Source organism: Sphingomonas rustica (genome assembly GCF_039652585.1).
GTDB classification, from domain to species: domain Bacteria; phylum Pseudomonadota; class Alphaproteobacteria; order Sphingomonadales; family Sphingomonadaceae; genus Sphingomonas; species Sphingomonas rustica.
This window is the reverse complement of sequence record NZ_JBDIZK010000004.1, coordinates 124,465-146,880: the sequence shown is the minus strand read 5'-3', so window position 1 is coordinate 146,880 and position 22,416 is coordinate 124,465. Positions and strand designations below refer to the sequence as shown.

Genomic DNA, 22,416 nt, shown 5'->3' with positions numbered 1-22,416 from the left:
GTTCGAGAGTGCCGGCGCGGGGAACGGCCGATCGAGAGGCGTGCGAATGCTGGAACTGTTCAACCACGCGCTTCGGCTGAAGGCGGACCCGTCACGCGTTGTGGTGCGGCCCTTTCACATCGCGTGGCAATCGAGTGGAAAAGGACCGAGCCGCACCGAGCGGCTGGTGCGCGAAGTGCTGGAGATGTCGCCGGGCGAGGCGCGCACGCAACTCGCCCTGGTGCTGAAGGATTTCGAGGCGCGCCACTGGCAGACACGGCGCGTCTTCATGACCCGCTATGACGAGATCGAGCAGTTGCTCGGGCTGGACGGCAGCCAGATCGGCGACGAGAAGCGCCAGCTGATCGGCGCCTATTTCTGCCACGAATACAGCTATGCCGCCGCGGCGCTGATGAACCCCAGCGCCGTGCCGCATCACGACCAGTCGGGCATGCCGGAGGGAAGCCTGCGCATCCTGATGAGCCTGCGTGCGGTGGGCGAGGGACATATCTCGTCGGTCGCCTTTCGCGAGGGGATCATCACCGATCGCAACGAGCTGAAGCTGGCGCCCGAGCCGCCCTTCGCCACCGCGGCGGACACCCATGGCAACGAGGAGGAGATGCCCGAGGGGCCGGTGACGGTCCATCGGCACCGCGATTCGACCCTGTCCGGCACTGTCATCTTCCCGATCACCAAGGCGCAGTCCAACGGGCTGGAGGATCTGCGCATCTGCCACTTCACCCATGACGATGGCAGCCAGGAGTGGATCGGCACCTACACCGCCTATAACGGTTCGCAGATCCAGTCGGAGCTGTTGCGCACGCGTGACTGGCGCGCGTTCGACCTGGTGCCGATGACCGGCGGCGCGGCGCGCAACAAGGGCATGGCGCTGTTCCCGCGCAAGATCGGCGGCCGCTACATGATGCTCGGCCGCCAGGACGGCGAGAATATCTTCCTGCACAGTTCCGAAAGCCTGACCGATTGGGAAGGCGGCGAGACGCTGATGACGCCGCTCTATCCCTGGGAGCTGGTGCAGATGGGCAATTGCGGCCCGCCGATCGAGACCGATGCCGGCTGGCTGGTGCTGACGCACGGGGTCGGGGCGATGCGCAAATATTCGATCGGCGCGGCGCTGCTGGATCTCGACGATCCGTCGAAGGTGATCGGCCGCACCCGCGAGCCGATCCTGGCGGCGGCGGACCAGGACCGCGAGGGCTATGTGCCCAATGTCGTCTATACCTGCGGCGCCATCAAGCATGGCGACAAGCTGTTCATCCCGTACGGGGTGGCCGACAGCTCGGTCGCCTTCGCGTTCGTGCCGGTCCAGTCGATGATCGACCAGATGGTGTGATCTCGCGGGCGGGACGCCGGCCGTCCCGCCCGCCGGTCACGCGGCGCGGCGGAACTGCCGCATCGTGTTGCGATAGAGCCAGGCGGTCAGCGCGATGAACAGCGCGGTGCCGCCGATCAGTGCGACGGGCTCGAACCCTTCACCCACCAGCGCCAGCGGTGCGTCCGATCCGCTGCCCGCGACGATGCCCGCAAAGGCGACGCCCCACAGGCTCTCCCCGACGATCATGCCGGTCGCGGTGAGCACGCCGAAGCGATGCGCCAGTTCCGGATTCGCGGTGCGGCGCGCCCAGCGATCGTAGAAGGATCCGACCACCGCCCCGATCGTCACCGGCAGGATCACCGCCATCGGCAGGTAGATGCCGATGCCGATCGCCAGCGGCGGCAGGCGCAGCAGCCGGAATTTGCCGAGCAATTCGTCGAGGACGACGAAGCCGACCCCGGTCAGAGCGCCGTACCCGATCATCGGCCAGTTCAGGTCGCCGCCCAGCACGCCCTTGGCCAGCGCCGAGATCAGGCCTGCCTGCGGTGCCGACAGCGCGTTGGGCCCCGCATTGGGTGCGCCGACAAAGCCGAAGGCGGTGTTCAGCAGGTCGAGGACCGGCGGGATCACCAGGCTGCCGAAGATGACGCCGATGATCAGCGCAACCTGCTGCTTCCACGGCGTCGCGCCGACCAGCTGGCCGGTCTTCAGGTCCTGGAGATTGTCGTTCGAGATCGTCGCGACGCCGAACACGATGCCGGTGACGATCAGCGCATAGGCGATCAGCGCCTGGGTCGTGTCGGGACTGGTGTCGCGGCCGAACAGCCCGACCAGCATCAGCGATGCGGCCAGCACCGACAGGATGCCGATCGCCGAGACCGGCGAGTTGGACGCGCCGATCAGGCCGGCCATATATCCGCACACCGCCGCGATCATCAGCCCGATCACGACGACGAAGGCGAGCGATCCGGCGATCAGCAATCCCGCCGACCCCGATAGCGGCCCGCCGGCCAGCACGGACCACAACAGCCAGGCGATCGGCAGCAGCAGTGCGGCCGCGCCGCCGAACACGATGCCGATCGGCAGGTCGCGCTCTTCCAGCGCCAGCACCTCGCCGCCATGCCGCGCGCGGCTGGCGGCGAGCGCCGATCCGATGCCGCGTACCACCGGACCGGCGATCTTGATCAGCGTCCAGATCGCGGCGACGCCGATCACGCCCGCACCGAAGAAGCGGACGTCGCTGCGGAAAACCGTGTTCGCCCAGGTCTCGACATCGCCCGGCATCGGGTTGGCGGCGGTCAGGATCGGCAGCAGAATCCACCAGCCGACGACCAGCCCGGTCAGCTGGGCCATGCCGACCGACAGGCCGACCAGATGGCCGACGCCGAACAGCGCATAGGACAGGCCACCCGAGATCCCGGTGGCGCCGGCGCCGGCACGAAACCAGGTCGACGCCTCGGCAACCGCCAGCTTCATCTGGGTCAGGATGGCGAAGCCGGTCGAGACCAGCCCGTTCCACACCAGGATCGAAAGGCCGCGCGAGCTTTCCTCGGCGCCTTCGCGGGACTGGGATCCGACGCGCAGAACTTCGGCTGCGGCGCGCCCCTCGGGATAGGGCAGCCCGCCGCCGACCACGAGCGCGCGGCGCAGCGGGACCGAGAACATGACCCCCAGGATCCCGCCCAGCGCGGTGATCGCCGCGGTGGTGACATAGGGGAAGCCCTGCCACCAGCCGATGATGATCAGCCCGGGCAGCACGAAGATGATCGCCGCCAGCGTGCCTGCCGCGCTCGCGATCGTCTGGACGATGTTGTTCTCGAGAATCGACGACCCGGGGAGGAAGCGCAGGATCGCCATCGAGATGACGGCGGCGGGGATCGAGGTCGCGAAGGTCAGGCCGACCTTGAGGCCCAGATAAACGTTCGCCGCGGTGAACAGGATGGTGATGAGCCCGCCGAGCAGGATACCGCGAACGGTAAGCTCGGCAAGTGGACGGGCGGGGGCGGTAGCCATGAAAGCGCTCCGAAGGCGGAAGACGGGGGCAGGACTTCAGGCGTGCGCGCAATCCGCAGTGGAACGGGGGGACATCGCAGCAGCACCTGCATCGGGCCACCGTCGCAGGTCCGCCGCCGCTCGGCAAGCGTCGGCGAAAGGCAGCGGGTCAGCGCCCCTTGAACAGACCGCCCAGGATTCCCCGCACCAGGCCGCCGACCACGCTCGCGCCGCCACCGCTCTTCCGGCCGAAGATCGCCTTGGTCACCTCGCCGGCAACCGCACGGCCGGCCGCAGAGCTGGCGCTGCGCGTGGCTGAGGTGATGGCGCGGTTCCACGGATCGTTCGCCGCCTCGCGTTCGGCCTGACGCTGATCCTTTTCGTCGAGCCGCATCTGGCGGTCGGCATCGCGCTGCGCCGCCAGCCGGGCCCGCTCGGCTTCCTTGGCCAGCCGGGCGTCCTCCTTGGCCCTGGCGGCTTCCGCCTTTTCGGCCTCGTCGCGCGCCTTTGCCTCGGCGGCGGCCGCGGCAGCTTCGCTCGACTTGGCGCTCAGCAGTTCCTCCGCGGACTCCCGGTTCACCGGCGTATCATATTTGTCGCCGACCGCGTCGGTCTGGATCAACACGCCCCGCTCAACCGGCGTGACGGGCCCGACGCGCGACCGTGGCGGCTTGATCAGCGTTCGCTCGACCGGGGCAGGCGCGCCATCGTCCTGCAACAGCGAGACCAGCGCCTCGCCGACCTTCAACTCGGTGATCGCGGTGGTGACGTCGACGCCGGGATTGGCGCGGAACGTCTCGGCGGCCGCCTTCACCGCCGCCTGGTCGCGCGGGGTGAAGGCGCGCAGCGCATGCTGGACGCGATTGCCCAGTTGCCCGGCGATGCTTTCGGGCACGTCGATCGGGTTCTGGGTGATGAAATAGACGCCGACGCCTTTGGACCGGATCAGCCGCACGACCTGCTCGACCTTGTCCAGCAGCGCCTTGGGCGCATCGTCGAACAGCAGATGCGCCTCGTCGAAGAAGAAGCACAGCACCGGCTTGTCCGGATCACCCAATTCGGGAAGGCTCTCGAACAGCTCGCTCAGCAGCCACAGCAGGAAGGTGGCGTAGAGCCGCGGACTGGCCATCAGCTTGTCCGCGGCCAGGATGTTGACGATGCCGCGCCCCTGATCGTCGGCGGCGATGAAGTCGGCCATCGTCAGTGCCGGTTCGCCGAAGAACGCATCGCCGCCCTGGCTGCGAAGCTGGAGCAGCGAGCGCTGGATCGCCCCGACCGACTGTTTCGAGACATTGCCATAGCTGGTGGTCAGTTCGTCGGCCCGTTCGGCGCAATGCACCAGCATCGCCTGCAGGTCGTCGAGGTCGAGGAGCAGCAGCCCTTCCTTGTCGGCAACGGTGAAGGCGATGGTCAGCACGCCCTCCTGCACCTCGTTCAGCCCCATCAGCCGCGACAGCAGCAACGGCCCCATCTCGCTGATCGTGGTGCGGATCGGATGCCCCTGCTGGCCGAACAGATCCCAGAACTGGACCGGGCTTTCAGCGTAGCTCCAGTTGTCGTCGCCAATCTCCTTGGCGCGTGCGGCGAACGCCTCATGGGTCTTGCCGGTGGCCGAGCCCGCCATCGCCAGACCCGACAGGTCGCCCTTCACGTCGGCGACGAAGCACGGCACGCCTGCCGCGGACAGGCTTTCGATCATGCCCTGGATGGTGACGGTCTTGCCGGTGCCGGTCGCGCCGGCGATCAGCCCGTGGCGGTTGGCCCGGCGCAGCGGCAACGCGATCCGGCGGCCGCCGCCAAGTCCGACGAAAATGTCCATGTTCTCGGTCATCCGCGCTGCCTCTCCACTCTTCGCATCAGGATAGCGGGCTTTGCCCGCGCTGGGGAGTGGCCTGTGGGATGCTGCGCATCCCGGACGACCTCTGCCCGACACGAAAAAGGCCGGAGCATCGCTCCGGCCTCTTCCGCTCGCTGGGTTCGATCCGCCCCGAAGGACGGCCGGATCACGAACCGATATCGATCGCCACGAAGCGGCCGAGCGCGCGGCGCTGGACGAACAGCAGGATCTGGTTGCGGCCCGCTGCCTTGGCCGCCTTGATCGCGGTTGCGATCTCGGCGCCGCTGGCAACCGGGGCGCGGTTGACGGAGACGATGACATCGCCCCGGGTCAGCCCCTTCTGGCCGGCATCGCTCTGCGGATCGACCTGGACGATCACCACGCCCTTGGCCGTCGCGTCGAGGCCCAGGGTCCGGGCGATCTGCGGCGTCAGCGGCGTGACCTGAACGCCGATCGACGCAGCCGCGGTGTCGGGGTTGGCCGGCGCCGAATTCTCGTCGCTCGGATCGAAATTGCCCGCGGCCAGCTGCTCCTCGGGCGGGCGCGTGCCGATCGTGGCCGTCACCGACATCGTCTTGCCGTCACGCACAACGCTCAGCGGGACCCGGGTGCCCGGCTTCACATTGGCGATCAGATAGCTGAGCGTCTGGTCGCGCGTCACGTCGCGGTCGCCGACCTTCACGATCACGTCGCCCTGGCGCAGGCCGGCCTTTTCAGCGGCCTGGCCCGGCTCGACCCGCGCGACCAGCGTGCCGCGTCCCTTGGGCACGCCCAGCGCGTCGGCGATGTCGTCGGTCACGTCCTGCATCGCGATGCCGAGATAGCCGCGGGTGACCGAATCGCCCTTCATCAGCGTCTCGATGATCGGGCGCGCTTCCTCGGTCGGGATGGCGAAGCCGATGCCGACATTGCCGCCGGTCGGCGACAGGATCTGCGAGTTGATGCCGATCACATTGCCCGACAGGTCGAACATCGGGCCGCCCGAATTGCCGCGGTTGATCGATGCGTCGGTCTGGATGAAGCGGTCATAGGCGCCGCCCTGGCCGGTCACGCGGTGCACCGCGGAGATGATCCCGGCTGTCACCGACCCGCCCAGGCCGAACGGGTTGCCGATCGCGACCACCCAGTCGCCGACGCGCGCACTGCGCGAATCGCCCAGCTTCACGAAGGGCAGGCTGGTGCCTTCGATCTTGAGCACCGCCAGGTCCGACTGCGCGTCGCGGCCGATCAGCTTCGCGGTGAATTCGCGATTGTCGGGCAGCGTCACCTTGATCGATTCGACCACGGCGCCCTGCGCGCCGGCCGAGATCACATGGTTGTTGGTAACGATATAGCCGTCCGACGAGATGATGAAGCCGGAGCCGAGCGACTCCGCCGGACGCGTAGCCTGGCGGCCGCCCGGGGCCTGTTGCGGGCCGAACATTTCGAACGGAGTGCCCGCAAACGGGTTCGAACTGACGGGCACGCGCTGCGTGGTCGAGATGTTGACCACCGCCGGCTGCAATTTCGCCACCATGTCGGCGAAGCTCATCGGTGCGCCGGGGCGCGGGGCGGCGGCGGGTTGGATCGCGCCGGGCTCGTTCTGCGCAGTCTGCGCGCCAGCGGGCTGCTGGACGGCGAGGGTAACTGCGGTGCCGCTGAGCAGCACGGCGGTCGCTAGGGCGTAGGCATAACGCAAAGGGGTATTCCTCTTTGAAAAATCAGCGGGCGCGTTCGGGCGAAATTGTGTCGCCCGAAAGCTGAACCGCGATTGAATATGAACGATCCCGCAGGCTCATCGTTGCCCCATAAATTCGCGCAGATAACTGTTCTGCGGCGACAGGATGATCGAACTGCTGCCCTTGCCCTGCTGATCGGCGACGAAGGTCGAGCGATAGGACTGCATCGCGCGATAGAAGTCGTAGAATTGCGGGTCCTTGTTGAACGCCTGCGCATAGATGCGCGCGCGCTCCGCCTCGGCATTCGCCCGGATGATCTGCGCGTCTCGGGCGCCCTGGGCGCGGATCGTCGCCGCTTCCTGGCCGCGCGCGGTGCGCATCCGGTCATAGGCGCTGTCGAGCGGCGATCCTTCGGGCAGGTCAGCATGCTTGATCCGAACGTCGACGATCTCGACGCCCATCTGGGTCGCGCGGACCTGGAGTGCGTTCTGGATCTTGTCCATCACCTCGCCGCGCTCGGGGCTCAGCAGCGTCGCGAACGGCACCTTGCCCAGTTCGTTGCGCAGCGCCGATCCGAACAGCCGTTCGAGCGACGAGCGTGCCTCGGCCTCCGATCGCACCGTCTTGAACATGCGCAGCGGGTCGACCACGCGGAAGCGGGCAAAGGCATCGACTTCGAGCCGGAGCTGGTCGGTCGACAGGACCGGCTGATTGTCGAGCTCGATATCCAGCACGCGCTTGTCGACCCAAACGATCTGGTCGATGAACGGGATGCGGAAGATCACGCCGGCCCCGGTGTTGCCGTAGCGCTCGCCGCGCTGATAGGCGTTGATCGGTCCGCCATAGGGCTCGTTCAGGCGCAGGATGATCGCCTGGCGCGTTTCGGGAACGACGACGAACGAACTCATCACCAGCACGACCAGCAGGACGGCACCGATTGCGAGCGTCAACGGGGTACGCAACAGCGCGCTCATCGGCTGGCTCCCTGATTGGGTTGTGCCTTGGGCTCGGCAGCGGCGGCCGGCTCCTCGACCCGGCGGCCCAGGCTGGGCAGCGGCAGATAGGCGTTCACGCCCGGTGCCTCGATGATCGTCTTGTCGGTCTTCGACAAGACCTGCTCCATCGTCTCGTAATAGAGGCGGCGGCGGGTGACCTCGGGGGCCAGCTTGTACTGTTCGTAGATCTTGTCGAACTCGGCGGCCTCACCCTGCGCGGCGGCGATCACCTGCTGGGCATAGGCATTGGCGTTGTTCTTTGCGGCCTGCGCACCCTGCTGGGCGGCGGTGACCTGCTTGAACGCCTCGTCGACCGCGGCCGGGGCGCTGGCGTTGTTGATGCCGACGCTCTGGATGCGGACGCCCGCACCATATTCATCCAGGATCTGCTGCATCGTCTGCTGCACCCGCGCCTCGATCCGGGTGCGGCCTGCGCCGATCGTGTCGTTCAGCGTCGTGGTCGCGACGATCGCGCGCATCGCCGTCTCCGCCGTGGCGCGCACGGTCGCCCTGGGGTCGCGGAACTGGAAGACATAGTCGGAGGGGTTCACGACGTCCCAGCGCACCGAATAGGCGAGGTCGACGATGTTCTGGTCGCCGGTGATCATGAGATTCTCGCCCGCATTCTCGGGGAAATTCTCGGTACGATAGGTGATGTCGACGGTCTGGACCGTGGTGATCGGATAGGGAAGCGTCCAGCGATAGCCGGGCTCCAGCGTGCCGCTGTACCGGCCCAGCGTCTGCACGACGAGCCGTTCCTGCTGGCTGACCGCGTGAAACGAGGTGACCGCCAGCCAGAGGATGACGACCAGGCCGGCGATCAGCACCCACACCTTCGGGCCGAAACCGGGAAGATTGCCGTTGAACGGGTTGCCGCCGCCACCGCCGCCGCCCCCGTTGCGGGCGCGCTTCAGCAGTTCCTCGAGCGACGTCACATTGCCCCGATTGCCGGGACGCCGCCCCTCGGGCGGCACATTCCACGGGTTGCGCGGGCCGCTGCCCCCGCTTCCGTCACCGTCGTTGCCGTTGCTACCGCTTCCGCCGCCCCAGGGGCTTTTCGGACGCTCGCTCATGAAGATGCCGGCCAAGGAGGGCCAGCCAGATCGTTTCGCCATGTCTGTCTTTATAGGGGGGCTTGCGCAGAATTACAGTGGCGGACGAGAAATCGCGCCCTATGTCCCGCCCGATGACCGACAAGAACACGATCGAAGCCGAACTCGCCCCCCTCGCCGCCGGCCGCGCAACCGCCCGATTCGACGAGGGGCGTGCCAGCATCGTGCTGGACGTGACCGGCCTGTCGAACGAGGTGCGCGAGGAGCTGGAGGGCGACATCAGGCGTGTCGTCGGCGCGCTGCCCGGCGTGGCCGAGGTGCGCGTGCTGATGACCAGCGAGCGGCGCACGCGCCGGCTCGTCGCGGTCGCCAGCGGCAAGGGCGGGGTGGGCAAGTCGACCGTGTCGGCCAATCTCGCGATCGCGCTCTCGCGTGCCGGGCGCAAGGTCGGGATGGTCGATGCCGACATCTATGGCCCGTCGCAGCCGCGGCTGCTGGGGGTCGAGGGGGTGCGGCCCAAGGCGCGCGAAAAGACGCTGATCCCGGTCGAGACGAAGTTCGGCGTGCCGCTGCTTTCGATGGGCGGGCTGATCGCGCCCGACCAGGCGATCGCCTGGCGCGGGCCGATGGCCGGCGGCGCGCTGGGCCAGCTGGTCGATGGCGACTGGGGCGCATGCGAGCTGCTGGTGCTGGACCTGCCGCCGGGCACGGGCGACGTGCAGCTGACGATGATCCAGAAGCACAAGCCGGCGGGCGCGGTGATCGTGTCGACCCCGCAGGACCTGGCGCTGATCGACGCGCGACGCGCGATCGACCTGTTCGCAAAGGCCAATATCCCGATCATCGGGCTGGTCGAGAACATGGCGGGCTATGCCTGTCCGCATTGCGGCGAGGTCTCCGACCCGTTCGGGCGCGGCGGCGCGGAGGCCGCGGCGGCGGAACTGGGCATCCCCTTCCTCGGCCGCATTCCACTGGAGCTCGCGATCCGCGAAGCTTCCGACGCTGGCGAGCCGCCGGCCGCCGGGAACGGCCCGGGCGCCGCTTCGTTCGCAGAGATTGCCGGCAAGGTGGATGGCTGGCTGAAGCAGAACGGAGGCTGACCATGCCGCTGACGCGGGACGAGGACATCAAGGCACTGCTCGAAGGCGTGCGCACCATCGCCCTGGTCGGCGCGTCGGATCGGCCGGATCGCCCCAGCAACGGCGTGATGGCGTTCCTCCAGCGGCACGGCTACCGCGTCATCCCGGTCAACCCGCAGATCACCGGCGAGCATATCCATGGCGAGTTCGTGTTCCGCGACCTGAGCCAGATCGGCGACCCGATCGACATGGTGGATATCTTCCGCCGCCCGATCGCCGCCGGCGAGGCGGTGGACGAGGCGATCGCGGCCGGCGCGAAGTCGGTGTGGCTTCAGTTGGGGGTGATCAACGACGACGCGGCAGCCCGCGCGGAAGCGGCCGGGCTTCAGGTGGTGATGGACCGCTGCCCCGCGATCGAGATTCCGCGACTGGGTATCGCACCGATCGCCGAGTGATCGGCGTCAGAGCCTCGACAGCACGCTCAGCAATTCCTCGACGTCGCGGGTCGTCTGATACAGGCCGAGACCGATTCGAAGCACATCGCCACGCACATCGGTAACGATGTCCTGCTCGATCAGCGCGGCCTGCAACGCTGCCGCCCTCTCATGTCGAAAGGCGAGGAAACGCGACTGAGAACCCGGCCCGGGCGGGTTGAGCAGTTCTGCATCGCGCAGCGCGGTGCTGCCGATCCGATCCAGCAACGGCGCGCGCAGCGTCTCGACATGCGCGTTGATCGCCTCGGTCGACAGCCCCTCCTGCGCCAGCATGTCGCGCACCGCGACGAACCGGTACAGTCCCGACGGATCGAAGGTCGCGCCCATGTAGCGCCGCGCGTCGGGCGCATAACCCACGCTTCCGGGCGGCAGCGACAGATCGTCGAACTCCGCATACCAGCCGGTGATCTCGGGCCGCGCGCCATATCCGGGCGGCGCGTGCATCAGCGCGACGCCCTCGCCCGCCATCGCATATTTATAGCCGCCGGCGAGGTAGAAGACGCGGTCGGCGATCGCTGACAGATCAGTCTCCACCGCCATGAAGCCGTGATAGCCGTCGATCACGACCCAGGGGCCGTCAGGCTTCGACAATGCCGCGAGCGTGGCGAGATCACCGAAGCGCCGGCCGCTGCCGAAGAACACCTGGCTGACGAAGATCAGGTCGTGCTCGCCCGACGCGGCGCGTTCCAGGAAACGCGCTTCGTCGCCATTCGGCAGCGTCTCCAGCACGATCCGTCCGCTCTCCACCCAGCGCGCGGCCTGTCGGCGAAAACTGTGGAATTCGCCGTCGGTCGACAGGATGCGTACCGGATGCCGCCCGATCGCCGAGACGATGCGCAGCAGGAAGTCGTGCGTATTGCCTGCGAACACCACCGATGCCGGGTCGGGCAGGTTCAGCTCGGCAGCGACGTGCGCCTGCGCGGCGGGCCAGATTTCGCCCATCACCCGCTCCCATTTGCGATCGGCGAGGCGGACGCCGTCCTCCCATGCCGCGATGTGGCCGAGAAAGGACGCGTCGGGCCACAGATGATGGCTGTGCGCGGCGAAGTGGAGCCGTTCCGGCGCGGCGGCGAGCGCACGCTGGAACATGTGCCTGTACCCGCTCACAGCTGGGTCCTGAGCGACCACAGCTCCGGAAAGGCGCGTTTCGTCAGGGTCGATTCGAGATAGGGGACGCCGGCGGTCCCGCCGGTGCCGGTCTTCATGCCGATCACCCGGCTGACCGTCAGCACATGCTTGTGCCGCCACGTCGCCATCGCGTCGTCGATATCGACCAGCTTCTCGGCCAGCTGATAGAGTTCCCAATGGCGCCCGGTGTCGCGATAGATGTGCGCCCAGGCATCCTCGACGGCTTTGCTTGGCACATAGGGCTGCGCCCAGTCGCGCGACAGCGCCTCCGCGGGCACGTCGAATCCGGCGCGGGCGAGCGCGGCATTTGCCTCGTCCCACAGGCTGGGCTGCTGCGCGAGCGCGTCGGTCAGCGGCCCCGGCACCCCGCCGCCGCGAACGCCCAGCAGCGTCTCGACCGCGCGGAACTGGTCCGACTGGAAGCCCGAAGAACTGCCCAGCACCTCGCGGAAACGGCTATAGTCGCTCGGCGTCATCGTCGCGAGAATGTCCCAGCTCAGCGTCATCACCGCCTGGATCCGGCTGACCCGCGCCAGCCCCTTGTACGCCTCGACCGGCTTGTCGGCTCGGATCAGGTCGATCGCCAGGCGGATCTCGGCGATCGCCTGCTTCAGCCAGAGTTCCTTGGTCTGGTGGATGATGATGAACAGCAGTTCGTCATGCCGGTCCGAAATCGGATGCTGCGCGGCAAGAAGCTCGTCGAGCGCAAGATAGCGCCCATAGGTCATGTCGGAAGCCATGCCCGGCTTCTATCGCTGTCGGCTCCGGGGCGTCACGCAATATTCCGGCTTTCTGGGAAATAAGCACAGGCCCCATGCGAGCGACCGTGCAATCGACTTGAGCAGTTCATGGATGCTGTCTACGCGGGCAATTGGGGACGATCAGGGGGACCATCGATGTCGAAATCTCACGGCGCGCTGCTGGGCGCGCTTCTGCTTGCGGCCTGTTCGGGCGGTGGGCCCGGCAGCAGCTCCGGCGGGGGTGGGGCGGTGGTTGCGCCGACCCCGACGCCTACACCCACTCCTACCCCGACACCCACACCCGCGCCGACGTTCAGCTACACCAAGCTGGCGGACCTGTCGGGCGACTTCAGCTTCAAATCGACCTGCGCTGTCCATCTCGACGGTCTGTTGGGCCAGCCCCGCGACGTGGATGAGATGGATAAGGGGCCGACGCTGGCCTATCGGCGCTCGACAGAAACCTACACGACGACAGGGTTCAACTTCGAGTTGAGCTTCGGGCCTGCGGACCGCAATAGCAGCTTTCCCGATCAATATACGAAGTCGGGTTCGACAGGCGGAGGCATGCTGATCCTTTCGCCTTTGGCAACGCGGGAGCCTGACGGATCCCTGAAGCGGCTCGATTACGCCTCCGCCTATCTGCTGCAGCCCTATTCCGTCGGAAACTTTCATTGCATCTATGGAGCGCGGACGGCTTTGGCCGACGCGCCACCCGGAAAACTTTTCACCTTCACGCGTGGCGAAGTGACCGCAAATGGTCGCTTCCATGAAGATGGACCGCTGGTTCCGTACGCTGTGACTGGTACTCCAAGGATCACGGTGGATCTGGTCACTGGCAAAGTCGGCGTCGCGATGACGCTGGTCGGAAAGCGACTTCCGCCAGGATCGGGCCCGGACCGCCCTCTGGGCACTCTCTCCGGCGAAGGAGAGATCGACCCGCTGACGGGCGCCTTCTACGGCAAATGGACCGCCGCAGACTGGGCGGACTGGCCCGATGAAACGCCGCCCGGTACGTTCAGCGGGGGCTTCTACGGCCCTCAGGGCAAGGAAACGGCATTCGTCTTTGGCGTGAGTGCGCGATACGGCACGGTAACGATGATCGGAGCGGCGCTGGCGGTCCGGTAGGGGGCATTGGGGCGGCTGTTTTTAGCAGGTCGCAAATGCGCATAGGTTCGGCGGTGGATGACACCGCCTTAAAAAGGGGGATTACTATGTCTAATCGAAATGGGGTGCTGGTCGGCGCGCTTCTGCTTGCGGCCTGCTCGGGCGGCGGGTCGAGTGGGAGTTCGGGCGGGGGCGGAGCGGTTGTCACGCCCACTCCGACGCCGACGCCAACCCCCACTCCGACCCCCACGCCGACGTTCAGCTACACGAAGCTGGCCGATATCCCGGGCGACTGGAGCTTCAAGTCGACCTGTTCCAGCTTTGATCTGGGTGGCCCCACATTCACGCAGACGACGCCATTTGAGGGCGGGCCGGTGCTTGCCTACGCCGCCGGGACTCAGACATTTTCGACGACGGGTAGCGGGTTGGACGCGAGCTTTGGTCCGATCGACCAAGACGCTAGGGCCAAGAGTGTCTATCGCAAGACGGTTCTGGGAACGAGCCAGTTCTTCAATCACTTCGCCTATTTCGAGAGGCTGGCTGATGGTTCGGCCAAGCATCTGGATTACGCAGCTGCCTATCAGGTGGCGATCGGACGCAATCGCGTCTTCTGCTTCTATGGTGCAAAGACTGCACTCACGGACGTTCCGGTGGGACGGCTGTTCGAATTCAAGAGAGGGAATAGCTTTGTCGAGGCCCAGCTCATGGAAGCGGGGCGCTATTCGGAGTTCGTCGTCGAAACCCCGCCAAGTGTTACCTTCGACCTGGCGACCGGCAAGGTCGGCGTGACGCTGACCCTCGTCGGGCAGGCTACGCCGCGGGACTCTGCACCGGATCGCACCCTGGCGACGATCTCGGGCGAGGCAACCCTGAACCCCGAAACCGGTGCCTTCGAAGGCGAATGGACCAGTGCCACGTGGGATGGCTTCGCCGATGCCGGCGTGCACGGGCGTTTCGCCGGTGCGTTCTTCGGACCCGCCGGAAAGGAAGTGGCGATAGCGTATGGCGTCTTTGCCTGGAAGGACGGCCGGATCGCGTTCAGCGCGCGGGGCGTCACCGGAGCGGGCCGCTGAGCATAAATTTCGGGGCGGCATGGCGCGGCCCCGTACGGCCTGACCCCATTCAATCGCGCAGCAGTTCGTTGATGCCGGTCTTGCTGCGGGTCTGGGCGTCGACCGTCTTGACGATCACCGCACAGTAGAGGGCCGGCTTGCCGTCGCCGCCGCCGATGCTGCCGGGGACGACCACCGAATAGGGCGGGACGACGCCGCGATGCACGTCGCCGGTGGCGCGGTCGATGATCTTGGTCGACGCGCCCAGATAGACGCCCATCGAGAGGACCGCGCCTTCGCCGACGCGCACGCCTTCGGCCACTTCGGCGCGCGCGCCGATAAAGGCACCGTCGCCGATGATCACCGGATCGGCCTGGAGCGGCTCGAGCACGCCGCCGATGCCGACGCCGCCCGACAGATGGACGTTCTTGCCGATCTGCGCGCAGCTGCCGACGGTCGCCCAGGTGTCGACCATCGTGCCCTCGCCGACATAGGCGCCGATATTGACGAAGCTGGGCATCAGCACCGCGCCCTTGCCGATAAAGGCGCCGCGGCGGGCGACGCTGCCCGGCACGGCGCGGAAGCCGGCCTCGCGGAACTGGGCCTCGCCCCAGCCGGCGAACTTGCTTGGCACCTTGTCGAACCAGTTGGCCCCGCCGGGGCCCTGGACGACCTCGTTGTCGTTCAGGCGGAACGACAGGAGCACCGCCTTCTTCAGCCACTGGTTGACGCGCCAGCCCTCGCCATCGGGCTCGGCCACGCGCGCCCCGCCCGAATCGAGCAGCGCCAGCGCCTGATCGACCGCGTCGCGGACCTCGCCGCGCGTGTCGGTGTTCAGCTCGGCACGGGCTTCCCAGGCGGCGTCGATGATCGATTCGAGAGTCACGCTTTGTCCTCCAGCATGTCGTGCAGCCATTGGCCGAGATCGGTGATGGTATAGTCGATGAAATCGCGGTCTTCGCCGGGGCCCTGTTCGGACCCGTTGTCGATCCACACCGTCGTCATGCCGATCGCCTTTGCCGGCTTCAGGTTGCGGGCCATGTCCTCGACGAACAGGCTTTCGTGCGGCACGATGTCGAACGCCTCGCACAGACCCGCATAGGCAAGCGGATCGGGCTTGGGCCGATAGGCGGTGGCGTGGATGTCGTGGATCGCCTCGAAGGTCTGGGCGAGGCCGAGCCGGTCGAGCACCCGGCCGGCATAGGCCACGTCGCCATTGGTGAAGATCAGCTTGCGGCCGGGCAGCCGGGCGAGCGCGCCGACCAGCGCCTCATTCTGTTCGAGCACCGCCATGTCGACATCGTGCACGTCGTCCAGATAGTCGCGCGGATCGACGCCATGCTCGGCCATCAGCCCTGCCAGCGTGGTGCCATGTTCGTGGAAATAGGCCTTCTGGACCTTGCGCGCCTCGACCGAATCGAGGTTCAGCAGCCGCTCGACATAGGCGCCGATCCGGGCATCGATCAGGTCGAACAGGTTCGCGCTGGCGGGATACAGCGTGTTGTCGAGATCGAAGATCCAGTTGCGGATATGGGAGAGCTCGGGGCGCATGGCGGGCCGCTTAGGCGGTGGGGCGGGCGCCCGCAAGAAAGGATCGCTTTGCGCGCCTGACGGCGCACCGTCCCGTCCCGGTTCGTCCAACGAGATTTGGCTTCTGCCCCTGATGGAGGAACTTGGGTAGCGAAGCGGGGCATCGCTTCCCACATTTCCGCCATGACTGCTTATTCCCTGCTCGACCTCGTCCCCATCCTCCAGGGCGGGTCCGCCCGTCAGAGCCTGATCAACGCGGCCGATCTGGCGCGACATGCCGAGGGCCTCGGGTTCAATCGCTACTGGGTGGCCGAACATCACGGCATGCCCGGCATCGCCAGCGCGGCGACGTCGGTGGTGATCGCGCATATCGGCCAGGCCACCAGCACGATCCGGATCGGTGCGGGCGGGATCATGCTGCCGAACCACGCGCCGCTGGTGATCGCCGAGCAGTTCGGCACGCTCGACGCCCTGTTCCCGGGGCGGATCGACCTGGGGCTCGGTCGCGCGCCGGGGTCGGACCAGAAGGTAGCTCGCGCGATCCGGCGGACGCTGGACAGCGATGCCAACGCCTTTCCCCAGGACGTGATGGAGCTGCAAAGCTATTTCGCCGATGACGGCCGCACCGGCATCCGCGCGGTCCCCGGCGGCGGCGCCGATGTGAGGCTGTGGATCCTCGGCTCCAGCCTGTTCGGCGCGCAGCTCGCCGCCGCGCTCGGCCTGCCCTACGCCTTTGCGTCGCACTTCGCGCCGGGTCTGCTCGACGAGGCGGTCGATGTCTATCGCCGGACCTTCCGCCCGTCCGCGGCGCTGGAAAAGCCGCATGTCATGCTCGGCTTCAACGTGTTCGCCGCGGACAGCGATGACGAGGCCGCGGTGCTGGCGACGTCGCAGCAACAGGCGTTCGTCGCGATCCGCACGACCGGCGCCGGCATCGAACTGCCGCCGCCGGTCCCGGGCTATCTCGACTCGCTCGGTCCGCAAGGGGCGGCGATGCTGTCCCAGGTACTCTCGGCCAGCGCGATCGGCGGGCCGGAGAAAGTGAAGGCGCAGATCGCCGCGTTCGTCGATCGCACCGGCGCCGACGAGCTGATGATCACCAGCGCGATGTACGATCACGACGCGCGCAAGCGCAGCCTGTCGATCACCGCGGAGGCGATCCGCTCGCTTTGAACGGTTCGCCTGCCTATAGCGGCGGGCGATGACCGACGCACTCGACCGTATCGCGGCGGCGCTGGAACGCCTCGCACCGCCGCCGCCGCCCGCCGCCGATCCGCTTGCCCACCCGGCCTATGTCTGGCGCGAACATGTCCTGACCGCGGCACGCGCGTTCGAGCCGCTGCCGCTGGCGATGCTGCAGGGCATGGACGCGCAGCGCGATGCGCTGGTCGCGAACCTGACCCGCCTGTCCCAGGGCCATGCGGCGCAGGACGTGCTGATGTGGGGCGCGCGCGGGACGGGCAAGTCGGCACTGGTGAAGAGCGCGGTCGCGGAGGTCCAGGCGCAGGGCGGCAACGTCGCGCTGATCGAGGCGGTGACGCTGCATCTCGACCAGTTGCCCGAATTGTTCGCCGCGATCGCGAAGGTGCCGCGGGCGTTCGCCATCTTCCTCGACGATCTCGGCTTCGACGCGGCCGGCGACGCCCGCGCGCTCCGATCGATGCTGGAGGGCGGAGCCGAGGCGCGACCGGCGAATGCGCGGCTGCTCGTCACCTCGAACCGCCGCCACCTGATCCCGCGCGACCTGGCGGAACAGGCGAGCGCGATCAACCCGCGCGATACGATCGACGACAGCCTGGCTTTGGCCGACCGGTTCGGCTTGTCGCTCGGCTTCCACGCCATCGACCAGGATACCTATGTCGAGATCGCGCGCGGCTATGCCGAAGCCTATGGGCTGGACCTCGATCCGGCCGAGGCGATCAACTGGGCGACGCGGCGCGGCAGCCGCTCGGGCCGGGTCGCGTGGCAATATGTCGTCGACCTGGCGGGCCGGAACTGCAAGCGCCTCTAGGGCGCTCGCCATCCGCTAGGCCAGCGCCTCGACCATCTCCGCCAGTTCCAGCCAGCGCAGTTCCGCGGCGTCCTTCTCGTCGCGTGCGGCGGCGACCGCCTTCATCAGCGCGTCGAACTTCCTGGGGTCGCGCGTGTAGAGCGCTGGATCGGCCATCGCCGCCTCATCGCGGGCGATGGCCGCGTCCAGCTCCTCGATCCGCTTGGGCAGCAGGTCGTAGTCGCGCTGGTCCTTGTAGCTGAGCTTGGTGACCTTCTTCGGCGCGGCTTCCGCGGCCGGCGCCGGCGCCTTGGTCGCTGCCTTTTTCGGTTCGGTGCGCGGCTTGCGGCGCGCTTCCCAGTCGGCATAGCCGCCGATCACGACATCGACCGCGCCCGACCCGTCCAGGCCGAGCGTCACCGTGACGGTCCGATCGAGAAAGTCGCGGTCGTGGCTGACGATCAGCACCGTGCCGTCATAATCGGCGATGACTTCCTGCAGCAGGTCGAGCGTCTCGAGGTCGAGATCGTTGGTCGGCTCGTCCAGCACCAGAAGGTTGGATCGTCGCGCGAATTCGCGTGCCAGCAACAGGCGCGACCGCTCGCCGCCCGACAGCGTGCCGATCTTCGCATCGGCCAGCGTCGGCTCGAACAGGAACTCCTTCAGATAGCCGTGGAGATGCTTCTTCACCCCCAGCACGTCGATCCACTCGCCGCCCTGGGTCAGTACGTCGCGGACCGTCTTGGTCGGCTCCATCAGGCTGCGCTGCTGGTCGATGATCACGCCGTCCAGCGTCTTCGCCAGCCGGACATGGCCCTCGTCGGGGGCCATCTCGCCGGTGAGCAGCTTGAGCAGCGTCGTCTTGCCCGCGCCATTCGCGCCGACCAGGCCGATCCGGTCGCCGCGGGTGATGCGCAGCGACAGGTCCCTGATGATCGTCCGGTCGCCGAACCGCTTGGTGACATGCTTGGCGTCGATGACGACCTTGGTCTTGTTGTCGTCCGCCCCCAGCGCGATCTTCGCGGCGCCCTGCGGCCCCTCCATCGCGGCCCGCTCGGCGCGCATGTCCTTCAGCGCCGCCAACCGGCCCATGTTGCGGCGACGGCGGCCGGTGACGCCGCGCTGGAGCCAATGCTCCTCGATCTTCAGCTTCGCGTCGAGCTTTTCCGCGTTGCGCTGTTCCTCGGCATAGACCTGGTCGGTCCAGGCCTCGAACCCGCCAAAGCCGATCTCCGCGCGGCGCACCGTTCCGCGGTCGAGCCACAGCGTCTGCTTCGTCAGGCGCGTAAGGAAGGTACGGTCGTGGCTGATAACGATGAAGGCGCCGGTATAGCGGCCCAGCCAGGATTCGAGCCAGTCGATCGCGGCGATGTCGAGATGGTTGGTCGGCTCGTCCATCAGCAGGACATCGGGATCCTGCGCCAGCGCGCGCGCGATCGCGGCGCGGCGGCGCTCGCCGCCCGAGGCGGTCGACGCCTCGCGCGACAGGTCGATGCCCAGCTGGTCGGCGATCGCTTCCGCCTCGTAACGCTGCGGCGCATCGTCGCCCGACAGGACGAAGTCGAGCAGCGTGGCGTGGTCCGAGACGTCCGGGTCCTGCTCCAGCATCACGACATGCGTGCCCGGCTGGATCGTGCGGCGCCCTTCGTCCGAATCGATCTGTCCGGCGATCAGCCGCAACAGCGTCGACTTGCCCGCGCCGTTGCGCCCGATCAGCGCCAGCCGGTCGCGCGCGCCGATATGCACGTCCAGGCCGCGAAACAGCCAGCCCGATCCCTGGACCAGTCCAAGGCCTTCATAACTCAACACAGGTGCAGCCATGCCGCGCCACCTAGGGCCGCCGCGCCGCATGGGCAAGGTTACAGGCTGCTGACACGCATGTTCAGGGGCTATTCAATGCCGCCCCCCTATGCCATGCCCCATGTCGATGCTGGTAAAGCCTGTATTATGTGCGTGTCTGTCGGCGCTTGCGCTGGGCAGCGTGGGCGTATCGCACGCCCGCGACTGGCAGGACGGCAGCCAGGAAGCGGCCAGCCAGCGGCGCCAGTCGGGGCATAACCTGCCCGTGCGCGAACTCGAACGACGCGTGATCCCGATGATGAAGGGTGCCCAGTATCTGGGTTTCGACTTCGATCCATCGTCGGACATTTACACCTTCAAATTCCTGCGCAATGGATCGGTAATCTGGGTGGACGTGGACGGCCGCAGTGGTCGTATCCTGCGCCAGACCGGCAGGTAAGCGCAGCCAGGCATCGCAGGACGAGGATATTCAATGCGACTTCTGATCGTCGAGGACGAACCGAATCTGGGCCAGCAGCTCAGGAATGCGCTGGAAGGCGCGGGCTATGCGGTCGATCTGGCCACCGATGGCGAGGAAGGCCATTTTCTGGGCTCGACCGAAACCTATGACGCGGTGATCCTCGATCTCGGCCTGCCCGAGATCGACGGGCTGACCGTGCTCGACCGCTGGCGCCGCGAGGGCAGGGTGATGCCCGTGCTGGTGCTGACCGCGCGGGACAGCTGGTCGGACAAGGTCGCGGGGCTGGATGCGGGGGCCGACGACTATGTCGCCAAGCCGTTCCAGACCGAGGAACTGATCGCCCGGCTGCGTGCGCTGATCCGCCGCGCGTCGGGCAATGCCTCGGCCGAGCTGATCGCGGGCGACATCCGCCTCGACACCCGCTCGGGCAAGGTGACCAAGGGCGGCGAGCCGGTGAAGCTGACCGCGCAGGAATACAAGCTGCTGAGCTATTTGCTCCACCACAAGGGCAAGGTCGTCAGCCGCACCGAACTGATCGAGCATATCTATGATCAGGATTTCGATCGCGATTCGAACACGATCGAGGTCTTCGTCACGCGCATCCGCAAGAAGCTGGGCCCCGACGTGATCACCACGATCCGCGGGCTGGGCTACAGCCTCGAGGAGCCGACCGGCGTCGCCTGACCGGCCGCGTCGCAAAGCGTTTGCGCATCCGGGGTCGCGCCGTTCGGGCGGGCCCCTTCACCCCGTCCCGAGCGCGTCCGCCGGGGCGACTGGAGGTCTGAATCCCGGTGGCCGATAACGAGCCGCAACCCCGCCCCTATGTCAGGGTGACCGGATCGGTCAGCCGCCGGATGATCTTCATCGCGGCCGGCTGGATCCTGCTGCTGCTGGTCGGCGGCGGCTATGCGCTCGACAAGGTGCTGGTCTCGGCGGTCACGCGCAACTTCGACGACCAGCTGAAGTTGCTGGTCAATTCGATGATCGTCTCGGCCGAACTGGGCCCGAATGGCGAGGTGGTGCTGAGCCGGGAGCTCGCCGACCAGCGCTTTCTCGAGCCCAATTCGGGCGCCTACTGGCAGATCAGCGGCAAGGGGTACGAAACCTTCCCCTCGCGCTCGCTGTGGGACCGCAAGCTCCAGGTTCATCCGAGCCACGACGATCGCGACATCCATTATTACGACAGCGACGAGTTCCCCGAACAGCGGCTGCGCGTCGCGGAGATCGATCTGAAGCTGCCCAATTCGCCGGTGCGCTGGCGGTTCCAGGTGGCGTCCGCGCGCGACACGCTGGACGGGCAGATCGGCGACCTCAGGCGGACGCTGATCCGAAGCTTCCTGCTGCTCGGTTTCGGCCTGGTGTTCATGGCGGCGCTCCAGACCTGGTTCGGGCTCAGTCCGCTGCGCAAGATCCGCTCCGAGCTCTCGCGGCTGCGCGCCGGACAGACCACCCGGATCGAAGGCAGCATGCCGGCCGAGGTCGCGCCGATGGTCGAGGAGCTCAACGCGCTGGTCGAGCATAACGACCGCCAGGCCGAAGAGGCGCGGCGTCATGCCGGGAACCTGGCCCATGCGCTCAAGACCCCGCTCAGCGTGATCATGAACGCGGCTGCTGCCGGCCAGGAGGACCTGCCCGAGACCGTGATCCGCGAGGCGCGCACGATGCGCCGCCAGATCGACCATCATCTCGCCCGCGCCCGTGCGGTCGGGCGCCGCGGCAGCGCCCACAGCCGCGCCGATGTCTGGCCCTCGATCGAGGCGGTGGAGCGGGCGGTCGCGCGGCTCTACCCCAATGTCCGCATCGACATCGACGGAACCAAGAACATCGTCGCCCATATCGAGCGCCAGGATCTCGACGAGATCCTGGGCAATCTGGTCGAGAATGCCGCCAAATATGGCGGGGGCAGCGTGTTCGTGACCGCGCGCGTGGAGTCCGGCTTTGCCGAAATCCTGGTCGAGGATGACGGGATGGGCATTCCCGAGGTCGATCGCACCCGCATCTTCGATCGCGGCGTGCGGCTCGATTCGGGCAAGCCCGGCACTGGCCTCGGCCTGGCGATCGTGCGCGACGTGGCGGAAATCTATGACGGGACGGTCAGCCTCGAGGAAAGCGAGGATCTGGGCGGCCTGCTCGTTCGCCTGCGCCTTCCGGCCGCGGCGCCGGCCGCCTGACGCGCGCTGATCGGCACGGGCC

20 protein-coding genes are annotated in these 22,416 nt (G+C 67.4%); 10 read left to right on the top strand and 10 right to left on the bottom strand.

Annotated features, from left to right (window positions below):
• The first annotated feature begins 46 nt into the window (after positions 1–46).
• Positions 47–1,330, top strand: a complete 1,284-nt coding sequence (locus TPR58_RS08380) for a glycoside hydrolase family 130 protein (protein ID WP_346246184.1) — start codon at positions 47–49, stop codon at positions 1,328–1,330.
• Between the two features lie 36 nt (positions 1,331–1,366).
• Here TPR58_RS08380 and TPR58_RS08375 read toward each other — a convergent pair whose 3' ends face one another.
• The 5 genes from TPR58_RS08375 to hflK form a co-directional block, all read right to left on the bottom strand.
• Positions 1,367–3,325, bottom strand: a complete 1,959-nt coding sequence (locus TPR58_RS08375) for an OPT family oligopeptide transporter (protein WP_346246183.1) — start codon at positions 3,323–3,325, stop codon at positions 1,367–1,369.
• Between the two features lie 148 nt (positions 3,326–3,473).
• Entirely contained in the window at positions 3,474–5,135 is a 1,662-nt protein-coding gene (locus TPR58_RS08370; RefSeq protein WP_346246182.1) for a helicase HerA-like domain-containing protein, read from the bottom strand.
• 172 nt (positions 5,136–5,307) lie between these two features.
• Positions 5,308–6,819, bottom strand: a complete 1,512-nt coding sequence (locus TPR58_RS08365) for a Do family serine endopeptidase (protein WP_346246181.1) — start codon at positions 6,817–6,819, stop codon at positions 5,308–5,310.
• Between the two features lie 96 nt (positions 6,820–6,915).
• Positions 6,916–7,773, bottom strand: a complete 858-nt coding sequence (hflC, locus tag TPR58_RS08360; RefSeq protein WP_346246180.1) for a protease modulator HflC — start codon at positions 7,771–7,773, stop codon at positions 6,916–6,918.
• Positions 7,770–8,909, bottom strand: coding sequence for a protease modulator HflK (gene hflK / locus TPR58_RS08355; protein ID WP_346246179.1), 1,140 nt, complete (start codon positions 8,907–8,909; stop codon positions 7,770–7,772). The genes hflC and hflK overlap by 4 nt, the downstream gene beginning before the upstream one ends.
• A gap of 71 nt (positions 8,910–8,980) precedes the next feature.
• Here hflK and TPR58_RS08350 point away from each other — a divergent pair, with 71 nt between their 5' ends.
• Together TPR58_RS08350 and TPR58_RS08345 are read left to right on the top strand one after the other, a co-directional pair.
• Entirely contained in the window at positions 8,981–9,946 is a 966-nt protein-coding gene (locus TPR58_RS08350) for a P-loop NTPase (protein ID WP_346246178.1), read from the top strand.
• 2 nt (positions 9,947–9,948) lie between these two features.
• Positions 9,949–10,380: a CoA-binding protein gene (locus TPR58_RS08345; RefSeq protein WP_346246177.1), complete on the top strand. Its 432-nt coding sequence runs from the start codon at positions 9,949–9,951 to the stop codon at positions 10,378–10,380.
• Between the two features lie 6 nt (positions 10,381–10,386).
• Here the strand turns inward: TPR58_RS08345 and TPR58_RS08340 are convergent, their stop codons facing one another.
• Both TPR58_RS08340 and TPR58_RS08335 read right to left on the bottom strand, forming a co-directional pair.
• On the bottom strand, positions 10,387–11,526 hold the full coding sequence (locus tag TPR58_RS08340) for a kynureninase/PvdN C-terminal domain-containing protein (protein WP_346246176.1): 1,140 nt from the start codon (positions 11,524–11,526) through the stop codon (positions 10,387–10,389).
• Positions 11,523–12,287, bottom strand: coding sequence for a tryptophan 2,3-dioxygenase (locus tag TPR58_RS08335; protein ID WP_346246175.1), 765 nt, complete (start codon positions 12,285–12,287; stop codon positions 11,523–11,525). Before TPR58_RS08335 ends, TPR58_RS08340 begins: the two co-directional genes overlap by 4 nt.
• Positions 12,288–12,443: 156 nt before the next feature.
• Between TPR58_RS08335 and TPR58_RS08330 the strand changes: the two genes are divergently transcribed.
• Both TPR58_RS08330 and TPR58_RS08325 read left to right on the top strand, forming a co-directional pair.
• Positions 12,444–13,412 (top strand): hypothetical protein, encoded by a 969-nt coding sequence (locus TPR58_RS08330; RefSeq protein ID WP_346246174.1) that lies wholly within the window; start codon positions 12,444–12,446, stop codon positions 13,410–13,412.
• A 35-nt stretch (positions 13,413–13,447) separates the two neighbouring features.
• Complete coding sequence (locus TPR58_RS08325) at positions 13,448–14,464, top strand: hypothetical protein (RefSeq protein WP_346246173.1); 1,017 nt, start codon at positions 13,448–13,450, stop codon at positions 14,462–14,464.
• A gap of 49 nt (positions 14,465–14,513) precedes the next feature.
• Here the strand turns inward: TPR58_RS08325 and dapD are convergent, their stop codons facing one another.
• On the bottom strand, positions 14,514–15,359 hold the full coding sequence (dapD, locus tag TPR58_RS08320) for a 2,3,4,5-tetrahydropyridine-2,6-dicarboxylate N-succinyltransferase (RefSeq protein ID WP_346246172.1): 846 nt from the start codon (positions 15,357–15,359) through the stop codon (positions 14,514–14,516).
• Entirely contained in the window at positions 15,326–15,994 is a 669-nt protein-coding gene (locus tag TPR58_RS08315; protein WP_346246171.1) for a pyrimidine 5'-nucleotidase, read from the bottom strand. The genes dapD and TPR58_RS08315 overlap by 34 nt, the downstream gene beginning before the upstream one ends.
• A gap of 162 nt (positions 15,995–16,156) precedes the next feature.
• On the opposite strand from TPR58_RS08315, the gene TPR58_RS08310 reads away from it, so the two are divergent.
• Both TPR58_RS08310 and TPR58_RS08305 read left to right on the top strand, forming a co-directional pair.
• Positions 16,157–17,146 carry an LLM class flavin-dependent oxidoreductase gene (locus tag TPR58_RS08310; RefSeq protein WP_346246170.1) on the top strand — a complete coding sequence of 330 codons (990 nt, stop codon included), beginning with the start codon at positions 16,157–16,159 and terminating at the stop codon, positions 17,144–17,146.
• A 28-nt stretch (positions 17,147–17,174) separates the two neighbouring features.
• A complete protein-coding gene (locus TPR58_RS08305) occupies positions 17,175–17,984 on the top strand; it encodes an ATP-binding protein (RefSeq protein ID WP_346246169.1) in 810 nt (269 codons plus the stop codon).
• A 15-nt stretch (positions 17,985–17,999) separates the two neighbouring features.
• On the opposite strand, the gene TPR58_RS08300 is transcribed toward TPR58_RS08305, so the two are convergent.
• Positions 18,000–19,784: an ABC-F family ATP-binding cassette domain-containing protein gene (locus TPR58_RS08300; RefSeq protein ID WP_346246168.1), complete on the bottom strand. Its 1,785-nt coding sequence runs from the start codon at positions 19,782–19,784 to the stop codon at positions 18,000–18,002.
• 100 nt (positions 19,785–19,884) lie between these two features.
• Here TPR58_RS08300 and TPR58_RS08295 point away from each other — a divergent pair, with 100 nt between their 5' ends.
• The 3 genes from TPR58_RS08295 to TPR58_RS08285 all read left to right on the top strand — a co-directional run bounded on the left by TPR58_RS08295 (position 19,885) and on the right by TPR58_RS08285 (position 22,394).
• On the top strand, positions 19,885–20,202 hold the full coding sequence (locus tag TPR58_RS08295; protein ID WP_346246167.1) for a hypothetical protein: 318 nt from the start codon (positions 19,885–19,887) through the stop codon (positions 20,200–20,202).
• A gap of 33 nt (positions 20,203–20,235) precedes the next feature.
• The gene (locus TPR58_RS08290; RefSeq protein WP_346246166.1) at positions 20,236–20,907 is read left to right on the top strand and encodes a response regulator; all 672 of its coding nucleotides are present in this window, start codon (positions 20,236–20,238) and stop codon (positions 20,905–20,907) included.
• A gap of 170 nt (positions 20,908–21,077) precedes the next feature.
• A complete protein-coding gene (locus tag TPR58_RS08285) occupies positions 21,078–22,394 on the top strand; it encodes a sensor histidine kinase (protein WP_346246380.1) in 1,317 nt (438 codons plus the stop codon).
• The last annotated feature ends 22 nt before the right edge of the window (positions 22,395–22,416 follow it).